Genomic DNA, 25,864 nt, shown 5'->3' on the forward strand with positions numbered 1-25,864 from the left:
GGTCTAGATCGCCGCGATGAACTCCGAGGTGTAGAACTCCGTGGGGGTTTGGGACGACCCCGAGGGCAGGTCGACGATCACCCAGGCGCCGGTCGCGCCGGTGGCCACGGGCCCGACGACGGTCGTCGATCCCCCGCCCGCGGCGTCGGTCTGCAAGCCGCCGCTCACCACGCCGGGAGCCCCGGCCGCGCAGCCGCTCGAGGGCCGCGGCGTCTGGACGATCCGGACGTCGTACCGGGTGTTCGGCCGGGCGGTCGCGATGTCGACGGTGGCCATGACGTTGCCGGCCGTATCGGTGCCGACGTGCGCGACCGGGCGCGCGTACCCGGGGTTGGGCACCCACTTGAGGTCGGTGAAGTCGCACGCCCGCCATTTGCCCGACAATGGCATGGCGCTGCTCATCGATGCGGTCTGCATGGTGGCCGGCGACGCCGAGGCCATCGCGGGGGCGCCCAGCGAGGTCGTCAGGACCAGCGCGGCGACTGCCGCCGGCGTCAATTTGCTCATGGGGTGATGCTGCCGCTCGGCGTACGCGCCGCGCAGTGGCCGGCGTCACACAATGGGTGTGATCTCGAACCCGGACGGTCACGCCCCGACGATGAGGCTCCACGGGTCGTCGGTCGCCAGCGCCAGTCGGCCCAGCCGCGCGGCGTGCCTTCCGGTGGTGCCGAACTCGTCGGCCCAGCTCCTGGCCCGCATCGTGGCGAGCCAGAGGTGGTGTTCGGCCGTCACGCCGATGGCGCCGTGCAACTGGTGGGCGATCGTCGTCACCGGGACGACGGCGCGGCCCACCGCCACCTTGGCCACGGTCACCGCGTAGTCCGCCCGCAGGCCGTCGAAGCCATGGGACTCGGCGGCGGCGATCGCCAAAGCCGTTGCAGCGCGGCTTCTCTCGACCTCTCCGAGCATCGTCGCCAACGAATGTTGAACGGCCTGAAGCTTGTTCAGCGGGCGACCGAACTGCACCCGCTCGGCGACGTGGGTCGACGTCAGCTCGACCGCGGCATCGAAGGCCCCGACGATCTGCACGCACCTGGCCCACGCGCCGCGGCGCATCAGCTCGTCGCCGACGTCGACCGGCAGGCGGACGACATCGTCGATCGCCACGTCGAAGTCCACGTCACCGCGTGGCTGTCCGGCGAGGTCGTAGCCGGCCGCCGGCGCCGGGTCGAGCACGGCGACGTACGTGGCGTCGGCCGCCCGCGCGGCCAGCACGACCGGCCCGACGCCCGGCCACGGCACCCCGCACGCGGTGCCGGTGAGCCGTCCGTGGCGCGGTTCGGCGTCGGCGATGGCGACGGTCAGCGGACCCTCGGCGGGGACCGTCAGCTCGGCCGCGGTCGCCAACCACCCTGCGAGCAGGTCGGTTTCGGCGATCGGCACGGCTGCCGCCCAGCGGGCCAGCCCTCCCAGGACGACCGCGGACTCCGCGGGACCCGCACCCTGCTCGGTGGTCAACCGCGTCAGCCCGGAACTCTCCAATACGTCCCACAGCTCGCCGTCGAACGGTTCGGGGAGCGCGTGGTGACCCACCCTCGCATCGAACGATCGCCGGCCGATCTCGTCGACCAGCTCGCGCAGTTCGTCGTTCACGTCGCCGCCTTCGCCACGACGCCACGCAGCACCTCGTTGGTGCCGCCCCGCAGCGTGAACAGGGGCGAGTGCACGCGCGCGGTGGCCAGCATCGCCCGCAGGCGGGCCACGTCCGGTCCGTCGAGCGGGTCGATCAGGTCGGCGGCGATCTCCACGGAGTCCTGCTCGAAACGGGTGCCGAGATCCTTGACCAGCGCCGCCCTGGTGTTGGCGTCGACTCCGGCCGTCAGCGCCCTCGCCACCGACACCGAGAGCTGCCGCAGCGACACCATCCGCGCGACCAGATCCCCGACGACGGCGGCCGTCCGATCGTCGACGTCGCGCCGCCGCAGCGCCTGCACCACCTCGAGCAGCAGCGTCGCGGTCGACAGGAAGCGTTCGGGCCCGCTGCGTTCGAAGCCCAGCTCGGAGGTGACCTGATGCCAACCCGAGCCCACCCCGCCGAGGAGGTCGCCATCGGTCAGCGCGACGTCGTCGAACAGCACCTCGTTGAAGTGGTGGTCGCCGTTCATCAGCACGATCGGGCTGATCGTGATGCCGGGCCGGTCGGTCGGCACGATGAACTGGCTGAAGCCGGCGTGGCGGTGGTCGGGGTCCAGCGGGCTGGTGCGGGCCAGCACGACGATCTGGTGCGCGAGGTGCGCCCCGCTGGTCCACACCTTGGTGCCGTTCAGCAGCCAGCCGTCGTCGGTGCGGGTGGCCCGCGACTGCACCGCGGCCAGATCCGAACCGGCGCCGTGTTCGCTCATGCCGATCGCAGAGAACAGGCGTCCGGCGGCGATCAGCGGCAGCAGCCGCGCGCGTTGCTCCTCGGTGCCGTAGGCCAGCAGACCGGGTGCCACCTGCCGGTCGGCGATCCAGTGCGCGCCCACCGGTGCGCCGTGGGTGAGCAGTTCCTCGGTGACCACGTAGCGGTGCAGGTAGCCGGTGCCGTCGGCGGGCGCCCGGCCGCCGTATTCGACGGGGATCGTCAGGCCGATGAAGCCGGCCTCGGCCAGCCGCCTGCTGAACTCGACGTCCCAGCTGGAGAGCCAACAGTCCACGGCCGGGGTCCACCCGAAGGCCTCGCGGTCGGCCGCCAGGAACTCCCGAACCCCCGACCGCAGCTTGGCGAGGTCGGCGTCATTGGCGCACAGTGCATCGAATTCGCTCACTGCCGTCCAACGTACTGCGTGGGCGGCGCCGCACCAACCGGTCGGTCGAGGTGCGGTGGCAGCCGGCGTGGCCACGGCACGCCCGATGTCTACCGATGGGCGCTCGGCACCCCGAAGCGCAGCACGAACTCCCGGGACTTGATCAGAAATTCGATTTGCTCGGCGACGTCACGCAAGGGGCCGGCCGTACGGGTCGCGCGGCACAGCACCACGGCGCCCTCCAGGGCGGAAATGCACGTCACGGCCAGCGAGGCAGCGTCGCCCGCGTCGAAGCCGTCGGCGACGAACGTCTTGGCCAGGGCGTCGCGCCAGCGGGTGAAGATGTCGCCCGCAATGCCGGTCAGCGCGGGATCGTCGTCCGCGGAACCGATCGCGGCTGCGACCACCGGGCAACCGGCGGCGAAGTCGCTCTCGACGAGCGTGCGCTCCCAGAACGCCACGAACTGACGCACCAGCGCCACGCATCCCTGGGCGGCGGCGTCGTCGATGACGGCGGTGATGGACTCACCCGCGTGGCGCAGCGCCTCGGTGAGCAATTGGCTGCGGCCGTGCGGAAAGTGGTGGTAGACCGATCCGCGCGGCGCGCCACTGCGTTCGAGGACCTCGTCGATCGTGACCCCGGCGGCACCCTTCTCGCGCAGCACCTCGGCGGCCGTCGCCAGCATGCGTTGCCGCGTCGAACCGGGTCGGTTGGTCAGCTTAGGGCCCACGCCCATCAGGCGACGGCCCGTCGGTGCCCCGGCCGCCATTGACGCCACTGATGCAACCGCGGGCTGTGCCGGAGGACCTCGCGGCGATCCGAGAACGAGCGGGTGAACCGCAGACCAAGGACGTTGACCTCGACCAGCAACATGGGCGCCTCCCTGGCTATGTCATCCAGCATAGAAGCGTGAACCTCATCGGACAACGAATGTATTCCTCATCACATGGCAGCGCTCATATTATGGTGTCGACCATAGGGCGGAATCCGACCAATGGTTGCTGGGGCGCGATCGGACTACGCTGCTAGGCGCGATTCGACGGGAAGGACGCCGCACATGGGCCACTACAGGAGCAATGTCCGCGATCTCGAATTCAATCTGTTCGAGGTGCTCCAACTCGAGAAGGTGCTCGCCAGCGGGGAGTTCGGCGACCTGGACGCGGCGTCGATCCACGACATGCTGAACGAGGCGGCGCGGCTGGCCGAGGGGCCGCTCGCGGAATCCTTCGCCGACGCCGACCGCCATCCCCCGACGTTCGACCCGGACACCCATGCGGTGACCCTGCCCGAGTCGTTCAAGGCGTCGTTCCGGGCGTGGCAAGAGGGCGAGTGGTTCCGCATCGGGCTGGCCGAGGAGGTCGGCGGCGTGCCCGCGCCGTCGATGCTGGCGTGGGCCATCAACGAATTCCCGCTCGGCGCCCAGCCCGCCGCGTTCATGTACCTGGCCGGACCGGTATTGGCGAACATCCTCTACCACCTCGGCAACGAGCAGCAGAGGCATTGGGCCGCGCTGTCGGTCGAGCGCAAGTGGGGCGCCACGATGGTGCTCACCGAGCCCGACGCCGGCTCCGACGTCGGGGCGGGGCGCACCAAGGCCGTCGAGCAACCCGACGGCACGTGGCACCTCGACGGCGTCAAGCGCTTCATCACCAGCGGCGACTCCGACGACCTCTTCGAGAACATCGCCCACATGGTGCTCGCCAGACCGGAGGGGGCGGGCCCCGGCACGAAGGGGCTCTCGCTGTTCCTGGTGCCGAAGTTCCTGCCCGACCCGCAGACCGGCGAGCCCGGCGAGCGCAACGGCGTCTTCGTCACCGGCGTCGAACACAAGATGGGCCTCAAGGTGTCGGCGACGTGTGAACTGACCTTCGGTCAGCACGGCACGCCCGCCGTCGGGTGGCTCGTCGGCGATACCCACAACGGCATCGCCCAGATGTTCAAGATCATCGAATACGCGCGAATGATGGTGGGCACCAAGGCAATCAGCACGCTGTCGACCGGTTACCTGAACGCCCTCGAGTACGCCAAGACCCGCGTCCAGGGCGCCGATCTGACGCAGATGACCGACAAGACCGCGCCGCGGGTCACCATCGTGCACCATCCCGACGTGCGGCGCGCCCTGCTGACGCAGAAGGCCTACGCCGAGGGGCTGCGGGCGCTCTACCTGTATACCGCTGCGCACCAAGACGTCTCGGCCGCCAGCATCGTGTCGGGTGCCGACGCCGACATGGCCGCGCGGGTCAACGACCTGCTGCTGCCCATCGTGAAGGGCGTGGGATCCGAACGCGCGTACCAAACCCTGACGGAGTCGCTGCAGACGTTCGGGGGATCCGGCTTCCTGCAGGACTATCCGATCGAGCAGTACATCCGCGACGCCAAGATCGACTCACTGTACGAGGGCACCACGGCAATTCAGGCGCAGGACTTCTTCTTTCGCAAGATCGCGCGCGACCAGGGCGGCGCCCTCGCGCACGTCGCGGGTCAGATCCAGGCGTTCCTCGACGTCGATTCGGGCAGAGGCGAACTCGCCGAGTCGCGCCGGCTGCTGGCCGCCGCGCTGGCCGACGTGCAGTCGATGATCGCCACCATGACCGGCTATCTGATGTCGTCGCAACAGAATTCGCGTGAGCTGTACCGGGTGGGATTGGGCTCGGTGTCGCTGCTGCTCGCCGTCGGCGACCTCGTCATCGGGTGGTTGCTGCTGCGCGGCGCCGAGATCGCGGCCGACGCCCTCGACGGCGAGGTCACCGAACGGGACCGCGCCTTCTACGCAGGCAAGATCGCCGCAGCACGGTTCTTCGCGAAGAGCGTCCTGCCGCGCCTCGGCGCCGACCGCGCCATCCTCGAGTCCATCGACCTCGTGGCGATGGATCTCGAGGAAGGCGCGTTCTAACCCGCGCTAACCTGCGTGCTCGAGGGCGACCAGTGCCGCGGCGACGGCAAAGTACTTGCTCGAGCCGAGTTGGCGAACGGTCTTGATGTTGAACGCCTCCTCGAGGTGCTTGGCGTCCGCGTCGGTCACGCCAGCGAGCGCGGCCGGTGAAGCATCGAGGATCTCCCCGAGCGACTTGCTCTCGTAGGCCTTGTCGAGCGCCTTTTCCAGATCGACCGATACCGCCATGGGTAACTCCTTCGCATGTGCTGACAACGGACTGGCGAGGCTAATCACCCAAGCTGTCCAGTGGGTGAACGGCAACCGCTAGGGCGTGTAGCCGAACGGCAGCAGCACACTCTTGGACTCGCAGTACTGCTCGATGCCCTCGGGCCCGTTCTCCCGACCGATGCCCGAGTTCTTGTAGCCACCGAACGGCGCGCCGGGGTCGAAGGCGTACATGTTGACCGCGTAGGTGCCGGTGCGGATCTTCTTGGCGATCTCCACCGCCTTGGCGAAGTCCGTCGTGTAGACGCTGCCCGCGAGTCCGTAGGCGGAGTCGTTGGCGATGCGGACGGCGTCGTCCTCGTCGTCGTAGGGAATCACCGCCAGCACCGGGCCGAAGATCTCCTCCTGCGCGATCACCATCGAGTTGTCGACGTCGGCGAACACGGTGGGCTGGACGAACCAGCCGCCGTCCAGACCCTCGGGGCGACCGCCGCCGGTGACGATCCGGGCGCCCTCCTCGACACCCTTGCGGATGTAGCCCTCGACGCGTTCGCGCTGCTTCTCCGAGATCAGCGGCCCGATCATGGCGCCGGGGTTGTCGGGAAGGCCGATCGGCATCGCGGCCACGGCCGCCGACAGCTTCTCGACGACCTCGTCGTAGCGCGAGCGCGGGGCCAGGATGCGGGTCTGCCCGACGCACGCCTGACCGCAGTTCATCAAGCCCGAGAACACCAGCATCGGCAGCGTCGAGTCCAGGTCGGCGTCCTCGAGGATGATCGCCGCGGATTTGCCGCCGAGTTCCAGGGTGCAGGCCTTGAGCTTGTCGGCCGCAATCTTGGCGACCTCCCTGCCGACGCCCGAGCTGCCGGTGAACGTGAACTTGTCGACGTCGGGATTGGCGGTCAGGGCGCGGCCGGTCTCGGCGCCACCCGGCACGATGGACAGCACGCCCTCCGGCAGGCCGGCCTCGGCGAACATCTCGGCCATCGCGAACACCGACAGCGGGGTCTCGGCGGCGGGCTTGAGCACGACCGTGCAGCCCGCGAGCAACGCCGGGCCGAGCTTGTTGGCGGCGAGGAAGAAGGGCACGTTCCACGCAGTCACGGCGCCGACCACGCCGATCGGCTCCTTCAGCACCAGGGTCTGGCCGTAGATGCCGTCGCGGATGTCCTGCCAGGTGAACTTGTCGGCGGCGCCGACGTAGTACTGGAAGCCCGACATCGCGGCGCCGTACTGCATCATGTCGACGATGGTCGGCGGCTGGCCGGTCTCGGCGGCCAGCAGGAACTTCAGCTCGTCGGCGCGCTCCTCCATGAGCTTGACCGCCGCGCCGAGCACGGCGGCCCGCTCCTCGGGGGAGGTGTGCGGCCACGGACCTTCGTCGAACGCCTTGCGCGCGGCGGCGCAGGCGGCGTCCACGTCGGCCGCCGAGGCCAGCGGCACCGTCCCGACGAGTTCGCCGGTGGCGGGGGAGTGCACCTCGATGACGTCGGACGTGGCCGGCTCGACCCACTTGCCGCCGATGAACAGCTTGTCCCACTGAGTCTTGAAGGCAGTGCTCTGTGTCATATCAGTCACAGTACCGACCGAACGGCAAAACGAGAACCTGTTGCAGTTCAGGGTTTCAGGACGGCCGCAGCACCAACACCAGGTTGCTCACCAGAAACTCCCGCAGCAGCGGCACGCGCGTCATCCACCACGCCCATCGCGGGTGGTAGCGGGGAAAAGCGGCGACGAGCAAGCCGGTGCTCCGCGCCCATTCGAGGCCGTCGGCGGCCGACACCGCGAACAACGACGAGCCGTAGTCGTTCTTCGGCCGACGGCCATGTCTGCGGGCATAGCGTTCGGCGGCGCGCCCTCCCCCGAGGTAGTGCGCCAGCCCCGTCTCGTGGCCGCCGAACGGGCCCAACCAGACCGTGTAGGACAGCACGACCACGCCGCCCGGCTTCGTCACCCGCAGCATCTCGCGTCCCATCCGCCACGGCTCGCGGACGTGTTCGGCGACGTTGGAGGACAGGCACACGTCGACGCTGTCGTCGGCGAACGGCAACGCCAGACCCGAGGCCCGCACGAAGGCGCCCGATCCCGACGCACCCGCGGGCCCGGCGTGCATCTCGGAGGGATCCGGCTCGACGCCCACGTAGTCGAAGCCCGCATCGTCGAAGGCGGTGGCGAAGTACCCGGGGCCGCCTCCGACGTCGAGCAGCACCCGCCCGGTCGGATCGTCCCCGAGCAGGGCGGTGACCATGCCGACGGTGTCGGCCGCCAGCGACCCGTAGAACCGGGCTGGGTCGGACTGCTCGAAGCGGAATTCGCCGAGCAACCGGATCGACCGGCGGAGCGTGGCCCGGCGCGCGAACAGAGCCGTCCCGACCGCCACGCGGTCACCCTACGCGGGCCGCGCGATTGGCTCGCCGACGCGAAGGCGGTCAAAGGTCGTTACCGCGGATTCCGGGTTTCTGCGATTGCACACGGCGAAACTGGAATCCTTCACATCGGTTGTCTGGCTTACTGGCCGCGCTGGACTGCACAAGGTCAAGACGTTGTGATGCGATCGCAAACGGTTGATAGCGGCGGGGCGCATGCAGCCGGTCGCGCCGCCTCATCGTCACCAGGTCGGTGTATCGGCCTCAGCGTAGAGGGTCGCGGACTCCCTGCCTGATCTGCGCAGCGACGAGATATGCGCGTGCGAAACCAGCGTCTATATGAGCTCGGGTCTCGTCCGACATGTCGCTGAGATCACGGGCGGTCTGCCTCAAGGCCTCTCGATCCTCGTCCGACAGTGGCGGTAGTGCTGTTGTCACTGGTATTCCTCTCGCAGGCCGTTGTTTGCAGACCGCTCTCTACCCGCTCGGTCCGAATTTTCACGTACGTGACTCAGGATCGGGTGGGCGACTCTCCGATCCACTACGTGAAACTTTCCAGATGGGTCCGACACGAACGCTGGGCGGTCGTCGAAGGTGTCCATGTAGCGCCGTGGAGCCACACCTGCGAAGGGCTGTAAGCGGTTGTCGCTTCCAAGCGGAAACATCGCCACCGCTCGACTCTTGGAGTACGGCTCGATGTACTGAACGACTCTGATACGCGCCGAAAGCGCGTGCTTGTAACACAAGTGACAAGGGTAGGTCGTCACGTACAGCGTGCCGCCCTTCGTCGATATGCCCCTCACAGTGGCATCGTCGATGGAACGGGCCTCAGCATGCACTGCACGCTGGTACTCGATGACCGACATCAACTCGCCCCGCTTGAGGGCCTCGGCGGCTCTGGTGACGGTGCCGTCGTCGACCTCCTCGAGATCTGCACTGAGCATTCCTGCATCCCTTAACTTGAGCAACGTATCCCGCAAGTTATCGCGCTTGAACTGCTCGCTCGTATCTACGCCTTGTAGAACATCGGGGTCCTGACCCTCGGGCACGTCGTTATAACCCGTCGCAACAACGGCGTCGTCAACGACTATCGCCGCCCCCACCTTGCGACTCGCTGCCAATGACCGAGCGGCACTCGCCCGTGCCACGTACATCGCGTATTCATCGATGGTTGGCGGTATCGGTTCGCCAAAAAGCAGCCCAACCATTCGGTTGACTTTCGTCGAGAGATCGCTGCTATGCAGGAAGAAATCAGCACGTGGATATGTACCGTTTACGTTCTGCCCGAAGCGGTTCCGGTCATCTGCGGCACCATCCATCGCGATCAAATCTTCGACGATAGTTTCTTTTTCGGCCTGGCTGGTTGCCGAAAGGTTGCGCCCCAGCAAGTTGGACCGTCGCAGCTTCGGTGTCCCCTGACAGCCAATGAGGAGAAACTGGCCGCCATATGTCTCACGGAGCAACTCGACTTCATCCGTCCGCTTCAGTGACTGCAATATGAACGCTGTCCGTGGACGATTGATGAGCTCCTTCGCCGGCCGGTCATCGCCATCCTGACGAAGCAGCTGAAGCCGAGTCCTGCGGATCTCCTTGACGGCCAACCGAGCAAGCGCAGCAGAGTCATTGTTTTCCTCGCAGAAGCTATTGCCTGCAGCGATTAATCGTTGAACCCTTTGGTCTTCGCACTCTCCCAGTGGCGCTTGAGGTATTGGCAAGAGGTTGGACAGCTTGATGACGACAGCGACATAACCGCAGTCCGTGAGAGCCCCCTGGACGGACTTGGCTAGGAAGTCGGTGTCCGTACCAACCGGCGTAACGAGGCCAACTACGAGTTCTGAGTCAACAACTTCCCCCACGTACCGCAGAATAGACAGTCCGTGCGGGAAAGCCAGCATCTTGGGTTGCACAGTGCCCCAACAGGATTAATCGACCAGGGCTGCAGCAGATGCAGCCCGTGACCGGCCGAATCCGAGCTTGCACCCCTGACACTGATGGGCGACGGCTGGACGTGGTGTCCCCGCGGCGAGGTGGCCCATGCCGAGGTGGCGGTGCGGGCTGCGGACTTCGGGCTGACGGGCCCCGATGTCGCGACGATCGTCGGATCAGTTGCGCGTGTGGACCGAACGCAGCGACATTTCTTCGTTCCTGTCCGAGCCCGATCAGCTCGGCCCGCAGCACGACCGCACCCCACACCCCTAGAACGCGCTGAACACCGTCCGGTCCCCCAGCGGGGACTGCAGGGCGACGTCGAGCGTCGCGGGCACGACGATCATCGAGCACATCCGGCCGACGGCGCCCGGACGCGTCCCCTGACGTAGCTCGACGGTCACCGACGTGTCGGTCTCGCGCGCGACCGCATGGACACCCGAGCAACCCGGTGACGCCAGGGTGAACTGCACCGACACCGCGTCGGCCGAACCGGCCGGGCTCCACGCGTCGACGTGCAGGGGGCGGGCCCCCACGATCGACGGGTCGTCGACCACCGTCTGTCGGCCCTCGGTGGTGGCGGCCTCGGGCACCGCATCGTCGGCCGCCGCCACCGGAGAGCCCGCGCCCACGCCGACGGCGAGCAACGAGGCCACCAGCGCGATGCCGAACCCTTGACGCATGCCCAAGGCTAACGAGCTGTCGCTACGCTGGCCGAGATGTCCGCGCCAATCCGATCCGTGCTGCTGCTGTGCTGGCGCGACACCGGACATCCCCAGGGCGGCGGCAGTGAGACCTACCTGCAGCGGATCGGCAGCCAATTGGCGGCGAGCGGGGTCGACGTCACCCTGCGCACCGCCCGCTACCCCGGCGCCCCTCGTCGCGAGGTGATCGACGGCGTCACCGTCAGCCGCGGCGGAGGTGACTACGGGGTGTACGTCCTCGCCGGACTGGCGATGGTCGCGTCGCGGTTCGGCGTCGGCCCGCTGCGGCGCGTCCGTCCCGACGTGGTGATCGACAGCCAGAACGGCATCCCGTTCATGGCGCGGTTGGCGTTCGGGCGACGTGCGGTGCTCCTCGTCCACCACTGCCACCGCGAACAGTGGCCGGTAGCCGGTCGGTGGCTCGGCGCGTTCGGCTGGTTCGTCGAGTCGGTGTTGTCGCCGTGGGCGCACCGCAGGAACCAGTACGTGACGGTGTCGCTGCCCTCGGCCCGCGACCTGGCCGACCTGGGCGTCGACCCCGGCCACGTCGCCGTCGTGCGCAACGGGCTGGACCGCGCGCCCGCGGACACCCTGGCGGGCGTTCGGTCGCCGACCCCGCGCCTGGCGGTGCTGTCGCGTCTGGTGCCGCACAAGCAGATCGAGGACGCGCTCGACGCGGTCGCCGACCTGCTGCCCCGGCTGCCGGATCTGCACCTCGACGTCGTCGGCGGCGGCTGGTGGGAGGAGCGCCTCGTCGACCACGCCGCCCAGCTCGGCATCACCGACGCCGTAACGTTCCACGGCCATGTCGGCGAACGGGCCAAACACGAAGTGCTGCAACGGAGTTGGGTGCACGTGCTGACGTCGCGCAAGGAGGGCTGGGCGCTTGCGGTCACCGAGGCCGCCCAGCACGCCGTGCCGACGGTGGGCTACCGGTCGTCGGGCGGGCTGACGGACTCGATCGTCGACGGCGTCACCGGCGTGCTGGTCGACGGCCACGCCGAGCTGGTGTCGCGGCTGGAGCAGCTCCTCTGCGATCACGTCCTCCGCGACCAACTGGGCGCCAAGGCTCAGGTCCGCAGCCGCGAGTTCTCCTGGCCGCAGAGCGCCGAGGCCATGCGCACCGTGCTGCAGTCAGTGGTCGACGGCAGGCTGACCGGCGGTGTGGTCTAGCGGAGCGGCCGTGGCGGTGTGGTCTAGCGGAGCGGCCGTCGGGGTGCCGCCGACGAAGTCGTCCCAGTGGCTGCGGATCGGGGCCCAGCGGTCGTCGAAGGCGGCTGCCCGCCGCTGAGCGCGGGCCCGTTTGGCAGGCGAATAGCGGCGACGGGCCCACGGCGAGGTCGGCCTGGCCAGTCGCACGGCGGCCACCCACGCGACGGGGCCGAGGAACAGGCCGATCAGCGCGGTGGGGTACTTGCCCTTCAGCGCGGTGACGGCGACCAGGGTGAAGTTCACCAGCAGCACGACGACCGCCAAGTAGCGCACCGCCGCGACCGATGCGGGCAGGTCGTTGACCGGCGACACCCCGACGGCCGCCAGGCCGACGCACGCCGCGGCCAGGGTCACGACGTTCACCGACAGCTGTCCCTCCTGTGACCAGTACACGTCCTGCAGCCGGAAGATCATCGCGAACTCGTCGAGCACCAGTGAGGCGCCCACGCCGACGAGCAACCCCGCGAGGTAGGTCCACGGCGACAGCGGCGGCGAGCCCACGCCGGTGAAGCCGCCCACGATGAGCAGCACGATGCCCGGCGTCGAGTGGTGCATGTGGACGCCCCCGGTGCTGACGTTGTGGAAGGGTCCCCTACCCGCCCGGATGAGGCGCGTGATGGTTCGGGTCGTCACGAACGTCACGACGAACGCCGCGAAGCTGAGCAGCAGCGGGCCCTTGTAGCCGTCGACGACCTCGTGCTGCCACCATGCGTTCAACCAACCCATGTCGTCCAGTTTCTCTGCACCCTTCCGAGTTGTGGTGGGGAGATCCCCTCAATCGAATGCATTCTGGTTACTTTGGCCACGCTCGGCGGTCGATTCTGGAGGCGATGTCGAAATGGCACCCCCGCGCTCGACGTGTGTGGGAAGGATCGATACGACGACGAAAGGTGACGGCAATGCGATACATGGGTTTGGTCATCATGGATCCGAACCAGGGTCCGCCGACGCAGGAGCTGATGGACGCGATGGATGCCTACGTCGCCAAGAGCGCCGCGGACGGCATCTTCCTCGACGGTGGTGGCTTCGGACAGGGTGAGAATCGGATCGGCTATCAGGTGCGGTCCGGGCAATTGAGCACCACTGACGGCCCGTTCACCGAGGCGCGGGAAATTCTCGGCGGCTACGCGATGCTGGAGTTCCGCGACAACGCCGAGGCCGCCGAAGGGGCACGGCAGATGGCCGAGCTGCATCGAGTGCACTGGCCGTCATGGGAGGGCCGGGTCGAGGTGCACCTGATCGAGGGTGGTGCCGACCAGGCACCGGGCGCCTGATATCGAAGGTGACCTCTGCTGAGGCGGTGACCGCCGCCTGGCGCGCCGAATCGGCGCGCCTGGTGGCGGCACTGGTCCGAATGACCAGCGACATCGGACTCGCCGAAGATGCCGTGCAGGATGCGCTGGTGTCCGCTCTGGAGGAATGGCCGCAACGCGGGATTCCTGCGAACCCGGCCGCCTGGCTGATGACGGCGGCCAAGCGGCGCGCCATCGACCAACTGCGTCGTGCCGAGACGTTGCGTCGTAAGACCGAGGTCATGGGGCGCGTGCTCGAGGAGGTCGAGATGCCTGATTTCGAGGCGCAGATCGACTTCATCGACGACGACGTACTGCGACTCATGTTTCTCACCTGTCATCCGGCGCTGTCGCCGGTCGCGCGTGCGGCGTTGACCCTTCGGCTGGTGTCGGGGCTCAGCACGGCCGAAATCGCCCGGGCCTTCGTGGTGTCGGAATCCACGATGGGCCAACGGATCAGCCGGGCCAAGAAGACCCTCGCCAGTGTCGACATGGAGCTGCCGACCGGCGCCGCACGTCTCGAGCGGGTCGATGACGTGCTTGCTGCGATCTATTTGACCTTCAACGAGGGCTACGTGGCGACCTCGGGTGATCAATGGACGCGACCCGACCTGTGCTTCGAGGCGGTTCGGTTGGCTCGTATGGTGGCGGTCATCGTGCCGGATATTCCGGATGTGCTTGGGCTGCAGGCACTTCTGGAGATTCAGGCCTGCCGGATACCTGCGCGCATCAACCGGTACGGTGCACCCGTGCTATTGGGCGATCAGAACCGGGCGCGCTGGGATCAGGTGTTGCGGCGACGCGGAATTCAGGCGCTCGCCAGGGCCGAGGCGTCGGCCCAGGCGGGTACGCCCGTCGGCACGTACTTTCTGCAGGCCGCCATCGCGGCCTGTCATGCGCGTGCGGCCCGAGCGGAGGACACCGACTGGCGGCGGATCGCCGACCTCTATGACGTGCTCGCACGGGCAGCCCCTGGCCCGGTGGTCGAGGTCAACCGCGCGGTGGCTTACGGACGTACCCATGGCCCCGAGGCGGGATTGGCCGTTCTCGACGCCCTCGGCGGCGATCCCCTGCCGGGATCGCCGCTGCCGCATGCGGTACGCGGAGATCTGCTGGCGCGCATGGGCCGAGATGCGGAGGCGCGTGCTGAGTTCGCGCGGGCCGCTGAGCTCACCAGGAACGCCGCCGAGCGCTCGTTGCTGCTTCGTCGTGCCGGGTCGTGACTCTGGGTGATCAACCGGCATCGCACGTCCATTCCGTCCCCCAGCCGCACGTGTCGAAGTCCACCCCTGACCATGTGATGCAGTCGACAGTTCAGACCGCACCTCGGCGTCGGCGGGTGACCGCGGTGGCGATCGTCCCCGCGGCTCCGGCCACCAGCGCGGCCAACCACGCCAGGTGTGCGGCGATCATGACGCCGCGGTGCGGGGCGCCGCGATGGTCTCCGCCGACGCGGTAGACGACGAGGTCGTCCTCGGCCAGCGCCACGGGCAGTCCGAGCCGGGGCGCGTCGCGGCCCTCCACGACGACCCAGCCGACGCCGGCGGCGGCCAGTTCGTCGACCCCGGCCCCCGACCCGACGAGTCGTTCGACGTCGCGGGCGCGCCGCCCCTCCCCGGGTACGACCTGCCCGCCGATCACGAGGTCGCCGGTGGTCAGCACGTCGGCGGCCACCCAGCGCGGCAGGGGGTCCAGCACCGGCGCCGGCCCGGCCCACGAGAAGTGCCGCATGCTGGCACCCGGCAGCACCGCGACGGGCCGCGGATCCGCATCGATGAGCGCAGCCGCCGCGGTCCAGCCGGCCGGATAGGACACCGACGTCACCCTGCAGCCGACACCCCAGGCCAGGTCGGGCAGCACGGCCAGCAGGGCCAGGCTGCACACCGCCGCCGTCGCGATCCCGGGCACCCGCCGCCGCAGCACGACCACGATGGACGCACCGGCGACGGCGTAGCCGGGCAGCGCCAGTGCGACCCACTTCTGGCCGTCGCGCAGGACGCCGAGGCCGGGGACCGCGCGGGTGAGCGCCTCCACGGCGGCCAGGCCTGGTCCCGTCGCCATCAGCGCGGGCGCGATCACCGCGACGGCGGCCAGCACCAGCAGTGGTCGTGCCGCCGGCCAACGCAGCGCCGCGGGCAGGCCGAGCGCGACGATCCCCAGCAGCACCACCGTCGCGACGACGGCGAAGGCCGTCGTCCTGGACGCGGGAACCGCCTGCCCGTTCCAGATTCCTCCGAGACCGGCCAGGCTGAGCAGCGTGCCGAGGCCGGGTTCGGCACGCGCCGCGAACTGCGGCACCCCGGCCACCTCGGACATCCGCAGCGATCCCGCCAATAGGGGCGCCACCAGCCACGGCAGCGCACCGAGCACCGCCGCACCGAGTGACCACGCCGCGCAGCGCCAGCGCGACCACCCCGAACCCGGCCCGGCGCAGGTCACCACCGCGACCACCGCCGCGAGCATCAGCCCGGTCGGCGTCAGGCCCGCGGCCGCGATCCAGAACAGCAGCGCCCACGGGTGGCCCCGGCCGTCGCGCAGCCGCAGCACCGCGACCGCCACCCACGGCAGCGCGCCGTACCCCACCAGCAGACTCCAGTGCCCCTGCAGAAGTCGTTCGGCGACATAGGGATTCCACCCGGCCACCGTGGCGGCGACGAACTGGCCGGGTACGCCGGCGGCGGGCACCACGACGTCGACCAGGCGCGCGGCGCCCCAGGCCGCGGCCCACAGACCGGCGATGAGCAGCAGCTTCACCACCACGCCGCCGTCGACGACGTGCGAGGCCACCGCCACCGCGAAGTCCTGCGGCAGCGCCCTTGGCGCCGCCTCCGTCAGCCCGAGCGCGGCGTCGGTCAGGTAGGACCGCGGCGTCGACACCGCGTCGCGCAGCAGGAGGTATCCCGGCCGCAGCAGCGGCCCGGTGACCAGCAGGGTCAGTGCCAGTGCGTAGGCGGGCACGACCGCCCGCCGGACCAGCGCGCGGCGATCGGCGGAGCTGATCGGGCGGAGCAGAGAGGTCAGGCCGGTCTGTCCGGAGGCAGGTCCGACGGCCGCTGCGTCGGGATCTTCTCGGTTGCGGCCTCGGCGGCGGGCATCGGCCCGGTGTCGGTCGGACGCCTGCCGAAGAAGCCGTGGCCGGTGGTGTCGTCGAGACCCGGATCGATCAGTGCGGACTCGGCGCGCAGCGTGAACGAGCCGAGCAGGATCCCGCCGACCAGCGCCAGCAGGCCGACCGCGGTGAAGGTGATGGGCAGCACCCTGCCCCACAGCGAGACGACGTCGCCTTCGTCGCGCGCGCTGGCGATCTGCGACTCGACGGTCTGCTCGTTGGTGGTGACCTTGTAGTCGGCGAAGGTGACCTCGGGCTTGAGCGCATCGCGCGCGTAGTAGTGGAAGCCGTGCTCCTGGGCCTTGACGATGGTGCCCGACACGGGGTCGACCCAGAACGTGCGCTGGGCGGCGTAGTACCTCGTCATCGTGATCTGCTCGTCGGGGTCACCGGGCAGCCCCCACAGCGAGGCGCGCGCGGTCACCGTGGCGTCGGCGTCGTCGCCGTAGAGCGAGGCGTACTTCACCGGCTCCACCAGCTTGCCGTCGGCGTCGTAGCCGACGTTCTGGGTGAAGCGGAACGTACTCAGCCCGTTCACGTCCTCCTCGCCGTCGTAGTTGGCGTCGAACGCCTTCTGCGCGATCGGGTCGAAGTACGGGTAGGTCTTCTTCTCGGTGTCGAACGGAAAGCGGTACGCCAGCCCGTCGTGCGGCAGGGCGACGTTGGTGGGCGGCTGGGTGTCGCCGATGGCGCGCGGCTTCTGCACCGAGCCGCCCGGGTTGGTGTCGCTGGATACGGCGAGCGCGGTCTTGCGATCGAGCGTCACGGTGTCGACGAGGGCCAACAGCAAACCGTTGTCCTGCTGCTTGTCGGTGCGCCGCACCGTGTTGCCGACCTGCAGGGTGACGACGTCGGCGTTCGACGGCGACTCGACACTGATCTGCTGCTGCGACGTCACCGGCACGTTCTTGTCGACGACGAACTTCTGGCTATTGAGCGACGCGGGATCGAACACCGTGCCTGTGCCATCACTGACCAGTGTGGTGTCGATGTCGAGCGGGATCTTGGCGATCTTGCCCTTGGTGTAGGTCGACAGCAGAAGTGCTGCGATCAGCAGGGCGGCACCGAGGCCCATGAGCCCGCACGCCGCGATACGCAGCGCCACAGCGCGGTTCAAACGTGCCTCCTTCTCGTCACGAGACGTGTCCACCTGTGCCGCCAGCTGCCCGTACGGGACCCGAGGCAAACCGTGTCGACCCTAACAGCACGCCACGAGGGCGGCGCTTGGTACGGCGTTAAGCGCGAGGGCCGCCCGCTGACCTAGGGCACACTGGTCCGGTGACGAGCGGCGGTGCGGCGCAGGTATCGGGGACCCGCAGCTTCCTGCCCGCCGTGGAGGGCATGCGCGCCTGCGCCGCCATCGGCGTCGTCATCACCCACGTCGCCTTCCAGACCGGCCACACCACGTGGAGCAGCGGGCGACTGCTCGGCCGCTTCGACCTCGCGGTCGCGGTCTTCTTCTCGCTGTCGGGCTTCCTGCTGTGGCGCGGGCACGCCGCGGCGGCGCGCGGCCTGCGCCACACCCCGCCGACGGGCCACTATCTGCGCTCCAGATTCGTCCGCATCATGCCCGGCTACCTGGTGGCGGTCGTGCTGATCCTGCTGCTGTTCCCCGACGCCAACGCCGACCCCGTGGTGTGGCTGGCCAACCTGACGCTGACCCAGATCTACGTGCCGTTGACATTGACGTCGGGCCTGACGCAGATGTGGAGCCTGTCGGTCGAGTTCAGCTTCTATCTCGCCCTGCCGGTGCTCGCGCTGCTCGCGCGGCGGCTGCCGGTGCGGGCCAGGATTCCGGCCCTCGTGATCCTCGCGCTGGCGAGCTTCGCCTACGGGCTCATCCCCATCTCGGTGCCCGCCGGCGTCAACCCCCTCACGTGGCCGCCTGCCTTCTTCTCGTGGTTCGCCAGCGGCATGGTGATCGCCGAACTGACGGTGACGCCGGTGGGGCGGATGCACCGGCTGGCCCGTCGACGCGTGCTGATGGCGGCCATCGCGCTGGGCGCCTACCTGCTCGCCGCCTCCCCGCTGGCCGGTCCCGCGGGTCTCGCGCCGGGCGGGCTCGGTCAGTTCCTCATCAAGGTGTCGATGGGCGCGGTGGTCGCCTTCGCGCTGCTGGCGCCCCTGGTCCTCGACGCTCCCGACACCCCGCACCGGATCCTGGGGAGCACGACGATGGTGACGCTGGGGCGGTGGTCCTACGGCCTGTTCGTCTGGCACCTCGCCGCGCTGGCGATGGTGTTCCCCGTCATCGGGGAGTTCCCGTTCAACGGTCACATGCCCGTGGTGCTGGTGCTCACCCTGGTGTTCGGGTTCGCGATCGCGGCGGTCAGCTATGCGCTGATCGAGTCGCCGTGCCGAAATGCGTTGCGGCGCTGGGAAAGACGCCACGACGTCACGCCGCTTGACAGCTCGGTCACCGACGCGCCGGAGCCCGCCGTCGCGCAGTGATCGGTCCCGTCAGTACCCGCCCTGGACGGAGAAGATCCGGCGCGGGTTGTCGACGAGCATCGTCCTGAGCTGCTCGTCGGTGACGCCGCGGTCCGTCAGCGCGGGGATGACGTCGTCGTGGATGTGCAGGTAGTGCCAGTTGGGCAGCGCGACCGGCAGCGTCTCCTCGGGGAGGGCGTCGAAGTAGCACGAAGCGTCGTGCGACAGCACCATTCGATCAGCATGGCCGCGTTCGCACATCGTCGCGACCGTCGCGACGCGCTCCTCGGTGGACAGGAACGCGTCGACGCCGAAGCGGTCCATTCCGATGTAGGAGCCCTCGGCGATGAGCTCCTCGAGGTAGCCGATGTCGGTGGTGTCGCCGCTGTGGCCGATGACGACGCGGCTCAGGTCGACGCCCTCCTCGGCGAAGATCCGCTGTTGCTCCAGCCCGCGTCTGGTCGCGGCGTGGGTGTGCGTCGAGATGGGCACGCCGGTCTGCCGGTGCGCCTGGGCGACCGCGCGCAGGACGCGCTCGACGCCGGGGGTGACACCCGGTTCGTCGGTGGCGCACTTGAGGATTGCGGCCTTGACCCCGGTGTCGGCGATGCCGTGTTCGATGTCGCGGACGAACATGTCGACCATCGGCTCCGGCCCGCCGAGCGCCGCGCCCGGCCCGAGGTAGTGGAAGTACATCGGCAGGTCGTTGTAGGTGTAGAGGCCGGTGGCGACGACGATGTTCAGGTCGGTGGCGGCCGCGATCCGCGCGATGCGGGGGATGTAGCGGCCCAGGCCCACCACGGTGAGGTCGACGATGGTGTCGACGCCGCGCGACTTGAGCTCGTTGAGCCTGACGATCGCATCGGCCTCGCGCTTGGCTCCGTCACCCCAACTCTCGGGATAGTTCTCCATGATCTCGGTGGTCATGATGAAGACGTGCTCGTGCATGAGGGTGACGCCGAGGTCGTCGACGCCGATGGCACCGCGGGCGGTATTGAGGACTGGCACTCGTCCGAGGGTAGGGCCGTGTGCCTGTCGCGCGGACCTATTCGGCGCGCGGGGTGAACTCCACCAGCGACGCGGCCAGTGCCGCCACGCTGATCAGCGCCAGCAGTTGCAGGCCCCAGGCGTGGCCGATGTACCCGTCCACCGAACGCCACGGGTACTGGCTCAGCACGGCCCCCGCCACGTTCAACCCGACCGCGGTCGCCCCGAGGGTCACCCGTTCGGCACGACGCGGCCGGTTGCGCCACGCGTAGCGCACCGCGACCGCGAGTCCGACGACGACGGCGCCCGTCACGCCGGAGATCACGAAGCCCATCGCGAGCACCGCGGTGGCAACGGTGCCCGCCCCCGGCCGCCAGGTTCGGGGTGCGTCGAGGGGCACCGGCGGGCGCCGCCGCGGCAGCAGCGCGAGCAGCAGCAGCACCGGCAGCAGGGCGAGCCCGCCGAACAGACCGACGCGGTAGGGGGTGTTCGACGCGAACTCCAGCGTGATGCGGCCCGACGTGCCCGCGGGCACCAGCCAGCCCTGCTGCCAGCCGTTGACGGTGATCGGTTCGAGCTGGGTGCCGTCGGCGGCGTGCGCCGTCCAGCCCCGGTTGACGCTCTCGGGGACGATCAGCACCCGCCGTGCACCCGACGCCGCGACGTCGACCTCGCGATGGTCGGCGCGCCACTGTGTCGTGGTGACGGGAAGCATTGGTGCAGTGGGTGATTGGGCCGCCAGCGGGCCGTCGAGCTGGATGCCGTCGGCGACGAACGCCGGACCGGGACTGACGACCAGCTCCTGCTGGCCCGCGGGCAGCGCGATGGGGGCGGCCCGGCACGGCTTCGCCGCGATGGGCCGGCCGTCGAGCAGCGCGCCGACGGTGGTGGTGATCGAGGTCTGCACGAACTGTCCGGCGACGGCGATGATGGGGCCCTTGCCGCACGGCAGCGTGACCTGACGCGTCCGGTTGCGGGCGGCATCGGGCGCCGCGATCGGGCGGCCCGCCGGGTCGAGCGCGGTGACCTCGGCCAGGCCGGGCGGCTTCACCTGATCGAATCCCAGTGCGGTGCGGTCGATCACGTCGCGCCAGCCGAGGATCGAGAGCGTGACGGTATCGGTCACCCTGGGATGCAGCGCGACGGTCTGCGCCCCGTCGGCGGCGAGCTCGCGCACCTGCGGCCCGTCGCCGAGGTCGATCGCCACCAGGCTCGGGTGCGCGGGCAGCACGGAGGCGCTCGGCGTCAACCGCAGGGCCGCCACGTCGGTCGGCTTCGGCAGCTTGAGGGTCAGGTTGGCCGACGTGCGGTACTGCACGATGTTCTGCGGCGCCGTCCACGACGTGCGCGGGTCCCCGTCGGACGCCGCATAGGCCGAGCCGAGGACGTCGATGAGGTCGGCATCCCCGAGCGCGCGGGCGGCTCCCGGCTCGGCGATCAGGTCGGCCAGGTTGGGGCCCTGCCGCGGGCGCACCCAGACCGTGGGAGTCACCGTCGTGGCCGTCGGCACCGACAGCGTCCGGCTCAGGTTGACCGGCTCCTCGGGGGTCAGCGCCATCGTGGCGGCGCACCGCACCACGTCCGGGCCGTCGGCGCAGCCGGGCCGGCCCAGCAGCTCAGAGCCCAGATCCCATTGTGCGACAACCGAATTAGGCGGTGGCGGCGGCACGTCGACGGTGTGGCGCAGATTCACCGGCTGCGCGAAACCCGACGCGTCGTACTGCGTGATGGCGAAGTCGGTGATGCCGAACTGCACTCCCGGCGAGCCGTCGTCGGTGGCGACGGCGGTGAAGCGCACCCACGGCGTCTCGCCGACCGGCAGTGCCCCGGACAGCGGCTTGCCCGCCTGATCGAAGCGCAGCGTGCTCGAACCGGTGGCGGTCGACACCTCGATGCGCCGGACCTGCGCGCCCACGGCGGTCGCACTCGGGGTGATGGTGAAGGCCGCGTTCGCGATCGGATGGTCGAAGTCGACCTGCAGCCATTGCCCGACCGCCGACTGCAGTGAGTTGGACACCCAGCTCGTCGCCGAGTCACCGTCGATGGCGGCCGCCGCCCCGGTCGCGGGGGACACGTTGGGCAGCGCGGTCGAATCGGCCGCCGAACTCGACACCGTGACCCTGCCGCCCGGCCACCGCCCGTAGACCAGAGGGGCGCCGCCGGCCGGGTAGTCCATGACGCGGTTGAACGTGTTTCGCGCGTCGTTGGGCGCCCGGATCGCCGACGAGTGGTCGTCGACGCGGCCGTAGTCGGTCTCGCGTGCCACCGGGGTGTCGGTCACGGTGACGACGGGCGTGGGCAGGCCCGCGGCGCGGGCGTCGGCGGTGAGCAGCGCGGGCCCGAGCGGCGCCTGCCCGGACAGCCTGCGCCGCTCGTCGAGGCGCAGCAGGGCCTCGGGGCCGCCGTCGATGCGGGCCATCGCGTCGACGTCGGTCAGGTAGGGCCGCAGGGGCTTGGCGCCGTCCACCCGGTAGATCTCGATCGCCGGGTAGGGCGGTCGCAGCCCGCTGTCGGTGACGAACCCGGCCAGCGTCCCGGGGCCCACGGGGTCACCGAACTGCGCCACCTTCTGCAAGCCGGGGGAGCCGGTGACGACGCGGTGCACCAGCAGCGGGCGGGCCGACCGCGAGGCGTCCGCGTCGAGGTCGTTGCGCACCACGAGATAGGAGATGCCCTGGCGCACCAGGGTGTCGGCGAGACCGGCGGAGGGCCGGCCCGCGGCGAACAGGCGCTGCACCGAATCGAGCGCGCGGATGGTCTCCGGCGGGGTCAGGGGGATCGAGTCGCGGACGCCCCACGGAACGTCGCCGAGCACCTGGAGCGGCTCGTCGTGACTGGTGCCCCACACCTGGGTCGCGAACGGCGTGCCCGGCACCACCAGCACGCGGCCACCGGACGGTCCGTCGTGCTCGTCGAGCCAGTGCGCGGCGTCATGCCAGTACTGCGGAATCGCGCTGAACGTGCCGGGTGGGGTCAGTCGCCCGGTCCACGCCAGCGACGTGGCCACCGTCAGGGCGACCAGGACGACGGCGCCGACGGCGACCCGCTTGTCACGCTCGGGATGCGCTGCCGCCTGCAGCCACACCCGTCGAGAGGTACTGCCGGGCAACGGGATTCGGCCGAGCAGGTGGGCAATCCCCAGCGCCAGCGGCAGCCGCAGCAGCGGCTCGAGCTTGTGGACGTTGCGCAGCGGCGTGCCCCCCGCATCCAGGAACGTCTGCACGGTGTGGGCGAACGGGGAGCCGAGACCGCCCGAGTAGCCCGCGGCCAGCAGGGTGACCCCGGCGAGGAGCATCGCGATGAGCCTGCCGCGGGCCGGCATCGACCGCAGCGCCAGTCCGGCCAGCCCCGCCACGGTCACCAGCGTCGTCGACAGCACGGCCACCGACCCCGTCACCAGCGAGGCCCCGGCCGTCGCATCGGGGGCGACGAACGGTGTCCAGCTGTAGGTGCCGCGCAGCACCTCCACCAGCGACAGCCACTGCGTCGTCACCCCGGAGGATTCGATGAAGTCCAGGAACGGCGGGCTCACCCGGCCGAGCATGACCAGGGCGATGACCCACCACGTGACGGCCAGCGCGGTGCACAGCGCCCACCACCCGGTGAACCGCCACCACAGCTTGTTCGGGCGATGGGCCGCCCACCAGAGCACCGCGGCCAGACACGCCGTCAGGGTGGCGACGGCGTTGACGGCGCCCATCAGGGCGACCGCCAGCGCCGACCGCGCGGCCAGCACGCGAAGGTTCGCGGTATTGCCCCATGTCGCCGGCAGCCCGGCTCCGGTGCCCCTTGTCGCCGGCAGCCCGGCTCCGGTGCCCCTTGTCGCCGGCAGCCCGGCTCCGATGCCCCGCAGCGCGAGGATCACCGGCAGCAACACCCACGGCGCCAGCATCATCGGCAACGTCTCCGACGAGATCGCGCCCAGGGTCGTGAGCACCCGCGGCGAAAGCGTGAACGCGACGGCCGCCACGATCCGCGACGTCGGACTGCCGACGTTCAGCGCCTCGGCGACGCGCACGACGCCCCAGAAGCCGACGACCAGCAGCAAGGCCCACCACAGTCGCTGCGTCACCCAGCCGGGCAACCCGAGCACGTCGCCGAGGACGAAGAACAGACCATGCGGGAAGAGGTAGCCGTAGGCCTGATTCTGGACCTGGCCGAACGGAAGGTCGCTGTTCCAGAGGTTGGCGGCCCTGGCGAGGAAGCGCACCGGGTTGGTCGTGAGGTCGAGCTTGGTGTCGGGCGAGATCCGTCCCGGCGACTGCGCGAAGGCACAGACCAGGGCGATGGCGCCGACGAGCCACAGCCACCGGCGACCGAGGGGACGCGGGTTCAGGGCGCTAGGTTCGGTCGCCGTACTCGACCCTGTTGAGCACCGACGATGCTGGGTCGCCCGCCTGCAGCGGCGGCTTGGTGTCCTGCTGGACCATGAGCGTCACGCCGAAGATGGCCGCGGCGCCCAGCAACAATCCGACGACGATGCTGGCCGCGGCGGGCAAGACGAACCGATCCACCGGGCCAAGGTAGCACCCCGCGCTGCGAGGACGACCTCAGTAGAGGACGACGACGGCATCGCGACCGCCGCGGCAGGTGATCCAGGGGTCCGTGCCCTCCGCCGAGCAGGTGACGACGAAGTCGTTGCCCTGACAGGCCGCGCCCGCTCCGCACGGGATGGCACCGGCCGCGACGACCGTGCGGACGTCGCGGCTGGGGTCCGCGATGTCCCAGTAGGCCTTCAGCACGTTGCCGACGAACGTGCACGTCGCCTCGGGGCTGGCGCGCACTCCCTGGCTGGCCCACCCGACCCGGCCGGTGATCTGGTAGCCGCCTGCACAGTCCTCGCCCGTCGGGTCGACACCCCGGACCGTCGGCGGCCGGGGTCTGCCGCCCACCCCGGTCGCCGTGGTGCTGGGGGCGGCCGGGCTGGCGCCGGTCGTGGCCGGGGCTGCATCGCGGGTCTGGTCCGGCCCGCCGCCACGCGTCACGAGCACCATCAGCACGGCGATCAGGACGACCAGCGTGGCGATGCCGGCGACCGCCCAGATGCGACCCGGCCGGGGCCCGCCGGGTGCGGCGGCGATCGGTGGGACGACACGGGTCTCGAGCTCTGGGTCCGGCGCGAACGTCGGCGCGGGCTCGAACTCCGGGGCCGGCTCCTCGGCCGACCAGGCGGGGACGAAGACGGCGGGCAGCCCGGACCCCGTCGTCGGGTTGGCGAGGTGCTCGGTCGGGGCGAAGGCCGCCGGGTCGATGACACGCCGGGCCTGGGTGGCGGACGTCGCCGCGTCGCGCAGGGCCGCCGCGAAGTCCAGGCAGGCGCCGAACCGTTCGCGTGGATCCGGGTCCATGGCCCGCAGCAGGGCGGGGTCGTACGCGGCGAGGTCCTGCCGGGTGTGCGCGAGCGGCGGCACCGGAGCCGGGAACGCGGGGGGCTCGACGCCGCTCAGCAGGTGGTAGGCGGTCGCGGCGAGGCCGTACCGGTCATGGCGCGGATCGGTGTCGCCGTCACGCGGAATGCCGAAGTCCGTCAGCAGGATTCGGCGTTCGTGGGCGGTGAGCAGGATGCTGGCCGCCGTGACGTCACCGTGCACGCACCGGCGGGCGTGCGCGTAGTCGAGCGCGTCGGCGATCGCGGTGACGACGTCGAGAACCTGGTCGGCCGGCAGGCCGGTGTCGTAGCGGTCCCGCAGCAGCGCGGCCGCGTCGGCACCGTCGACGAAGTCCGCCGACAGCCACAGCAGACCGTCGTGATCGCCGTGTTCGTGGACGCCGACGATGTGCGGGTGCCAGAGGGTCGCGGCCGCGTCGACGCGTTGCTGGAAGCGGGCCCGCACGTGCGGGTCCGCCGAGGCGGCGGGGGTCAGCACGCGCAGCGCGTCCTGCCGCAGCACCCGCGGATGGGCGGCCAGGTAGACCGCTCCGAGGCGCCCCGCGCCCACCTGGCGCACCACGGTGTAGCCCGCGAACACCTCTCCCGATCGCAGCGGCATGGAGCGGAGGGTACCCAGGAA

Annotated in this window: 22 protein-coding genes; 5 read left to right on the forward strand and 17 right to left on the reverse strand. The window is 70.0% G+C overall.

The annotated features are described in order from the left end of the window. Nucleotides 1-3: 3 nt before the first annotated feature. The 5 genes from G6N60_RS02510 to G6N60_RS02530 form a co-directional block, all read right to left on the reverse strand. Nucleotides 4-507, reverse strand: coding sequence for a hypothetical protein (locus G6N60_RS02510; protein ID WP_163732105.1), 504 nt, complete (start codon nt 505-507; stop codon nt 4-6). Between the two features lie 78 nt (nt 508-585). Beyond that, nucleotides 586-1,593 carry an acyl-CoA dehydrogenase family protein gene (locus G6N60_RS02515; protein WP_163732108.1) on the reverse strand — a complete coding sequence of 336 codons (1,008 nt, stop codon included), beginning with the start codon at nt 1,591-1,593 and terminating at the stop codon, nt 586-588. Next, on the reverse strand, nt 1,590-2,747 hold the full coding sequence (locus tag G6N60_RS02520; protein WP_163732111.1) for an acyl-CoA dehydrogenase family protein: 1,158 nt from the start codon (nt 2,745-2,747) through the stop codon (nt 1,590-1,592). Before G6N60_RS02520 ends, G6N60_RS02515 begins: the two co-directional genes overlap by 4 nt. 89 nt (nt 2,748-2,836) lie before the next feature. Next, entirely contained in the window at nt 2,837-3,463 is a 627-nt protein-coding gene (locus tag G6N60_RS02525; protein WP_372510951.1) for a TetR/AcrR family transcriptional regulator, read from the reverse strand. After that, nucleotides 3,463-3,630: a hypothetical protein gene (locus G6N60_RS02530; RefSeq protein WP_163732114.1), complete on the reverse strand. Its 168-nt coding sequence runs from the start codon at nt 3,628-3,630 to the stop codon at nt 3,463-3,465. Before G6N60_RS02530 ends, G6N60_RS02525 begins: the two co-directional genes overlap by 1 nt. A gap of 154 nt (nt 3,631-3,784) precedes the next feature. On the opposite strand from G6N60_RS02530, the gene G6N60_RS02535 reads away from it, so the two are divergent. Beyond that, a complete protein-coding gene (locus G6N60_RS02535) occupies nt 3,785-5,620 on the forward strand; it encodes an acyl-CoA dehydrogenase (RefSeq protein WP_163732116.1) in 1,836 nt (611 codons plus the stop codon). Between the two features lie 6 nt (nt 5,621-5,626). Here G6N60_RS02535 and G6N60_RS02540 read toward each other — a convergent pair whose 3' ends face one another. The 5 genes from G6N60_RS02540 to G6N60_RS02560 form a co-directional block, all read right to left on the reverse strand. After that, nucleotides 5,627-5,848: a hypothetical protein gene (locus G6N60_RS02540; RefSeq protein WP_163732119.1), complete on the reverse strand. Its 222-nt coding sequence runs from the start codon at nt 5,846-5,848 to the stop codon at nt 5,627-5,629. A 78-nt stretch (nt 5,849-5,926) separates the two neighbouring features. Further along, nucleotides 5,927-7,396, reverse strand: coding sequence for an aldehyde dehydrogenase (locus G6N60_RS02545; RefSeq protein ID WP_163732122.1), 1,470 nt, complete (start codon nt 7,394-7,396; stop codon nt 5,927-5,929). Between the two features lie 55 nt (nt 7,397-7,451). Beyond that, nucleotides 7,452-8,207, reverse strand: coding sequence for a class I SAM-dependent methyltransferase (locus G6N60_RS02550; protein WP_163732125.1), 756 nt, complete (start codon nt 8,205-8,207; stop codon nt 7,452-7,454). A gap of 420 nt (nt 8,208-8,627) precedes the next feature. Then, nucleotides 8,628-9,794 carry a deaminase gene (locus G6N60_RS02555; protein WP_163732128.1) on the reverse strand — a complete coding sequence of 389 codons (1,167 nt, stop codon included), beginning with the start codon at nt 9,792-9,794 and terminating at the stop codon, nt 8,628-8,630. A gap of 594 nt (nt 9,795-10,388) precedes the next feature. Beyond that, complete coding sequence (locus G6N60_RS02560; RefSeq protein ID WP_163732130.1) at nt 10,389-10,802, reverse strand: hypothetical protein; 414 nt, start codon at nt 10,800-10,802, stop codon at nt 10,389-10,391. Between the two features lie 36 nt (nt 10,803-10,838). Between G6N60_RS02560 and G6N60_RS02565 the strand changes: the two genes are divergently transcribed. After that, nucleotides 10,839-11,996 carry a glycosyltransferase family 4 protein gene (locus G6N60_RS02565; RefSeq protein WP_163732135.1) on the forward strand — a complete coding sequence of 386 codons (1,158 nt, stop codon included), beginning with the start codon at nt 10,839-10,841 and terminating at the stop codon, nt 11,994-11,996. Here G6N60_RS02565 and G6N60_RS02570 read toward each other — a convergent pair. Beyond that, nucleotides 11,958-12,761 carry a hypothetical protein gene (locus G6N60_RS02570; protein WP_163732138.1) on the reverse strand — a complete coding sequence of 268 codons (804 nt, stop codon included), beginning with the start codon at nt 12,759-12,761 and terminating at the stop codon, nt 11,958-11,960. The two genes, G6N60_RS02565 and G6N60_RS02570, sit on opposite strands and share 39 nt — an antisense overlap. A gap of 173 nt (nt 12,762-12,934) precedes the next feature. Here G6N60_RS02570 and G6N60_RS02575 point away from each other — a divergent pair, with 173 nt between their 5' ends. Together G6N60_RS02575 and G6N60_RS02580 are read left to right on the forward strand one after the other, a co-directional pair. Then, entirely contained in the window at nt 12,935-13,309 is a 375-nt protein-coding gene (locus G6N60_RS02575) for a YciI family protein (RefSeq protein WP_163732140.1), read from the forward strand. An 8-nt stretch (nt 13,310-13,317) separates the two neighbouring features. Next, nucleotides 13,318-14,550 carry an RNA polymerase sigma factor gene (locus G6N60_RS02580; RefSeq protein ID WP_308206222.1) on the forward strand — a complete coding sequence of 411 codons (1,233 nt, stop codon included), beginning with the start codon at nt 13,318-13,320 and terminating at the stop codon, nt 14,548-14,550. Nucleotides 14,551-14,641: 91 nt separating this feature from the next. On the opposite strand, the gene G6N60_RS02585 is transcribed toward G6N60_RS02580, so the two are convergent. Both G6N60_RS02585 and G6N60_RS02590 read right to left on the reverse strand, forming a co-directional pair. Continuing rightward, a complete protein-coding gene (locus G6N60_RS02585; RefSeq protein WP_179969626.1) occupies nt 14,642-16,285 on the reverse strand; it encodes an MmpA family trehalose lipid delivery protein in 1,644 nt (547 codons plus the stop codon). Between the two features lie 59 nt (nt 16,286-16,344). Beyond that, a complete protein-coding gene (locus G6N60_RS02590; protein WP_163732146.1) occupies nt 16,345-17,553 on the reverse strand; it encodes a cell envelope lipid trafficking protein PgfA in 1,209 nt (402 codons plus the stop codon). 224 nt (nt 17,554-17,777) lie between these two features. Here G6N60_RS02590 and G6N60_RS02595 point away from each other — a divergent pair, with 224 nt between their 5' ends. After that, entirely contained in the window at nt 17,778-18,887 is a 1,110-nt protein-coding gene (locus tag G6N60_RS02595; protein ID WP_163743336.1) for an acyltransferase family protein, read from the forward strand. Nucleotides 18,888-18,896: 9 nt separating this feature from the next. Here G6N60_RS02595 and G6N60_RS02600 read toward each other — a convergent pair whose 3' ends face one another. The 4 genes from G6N60_RS02600 to G6N60_RS02615 are packed head-to-tail and all read right to left on the reverse strand — an operon-like array spanning nt 18,897 to nt 25,843. Beyond that, nucleotides 18,897-19,874, reverse strand: a complete 978-nt coding sequence (locus tag G6N60_RS02600) for a phosphotriesterase family protein (protein WP_163732149.1) — start codon at nt 19,872-19,874, stop codon at nt 18,897-18,899. Nucleotides 19,875-19,911: 37 nt separating this feature from the next. Then, complete coding sequence (locus G6N60_RS02605) at nt 19,912-24,189, reverse strand: alpha-(1->3)-arabinofuranosyltransferase (RefSeq protein ID WP_163743339.1); 4,278 nt, start codon at nt 24,187-24,189, stop codon at nt 19,912-19,914. A 4-nt stretch (nt 24,190-24,193) separates the two neighbouring features. Beyond that, nucleotides 24,194-24,367: a DUF2613 domain-containing protein gene (locus tag G6N60_RS02610; RefSeq protein ID WP_163732153.1), complete on the reverse strand. Its 174-nt coding sequence runs from the start codon at nt 24,365-24,367 to the stop codon at nt 24,194-24,196. Between the two features lie 36 nt (nt 24,368-24,403). After that, the gene (locus tag G6N60_RS02615) at nt 24,404-25,843 is read right to left on the reverse strand and encodes a serine/threonine-protein kinase (RefSeq protein ID WP_163732156.1); all 1,440 of its coding nucleotides are present in this window, start codon (nt 25,841-25,843) and stop codon (nt 24,404-24,406) included. Nucleotides 25,844-25,864: the final 21 nt, after the last annotated feature.

The sequence above is a fragment of the Mycolicibacterium madagascariense genome (assembly GCF_010729665.1).
GTDB lineage: Bacteria > Actinomycetota > Actinomycetes > Mycobacteriales > Mycobacteriaceae > Mycobacterium > Mycobacterium madagascariense.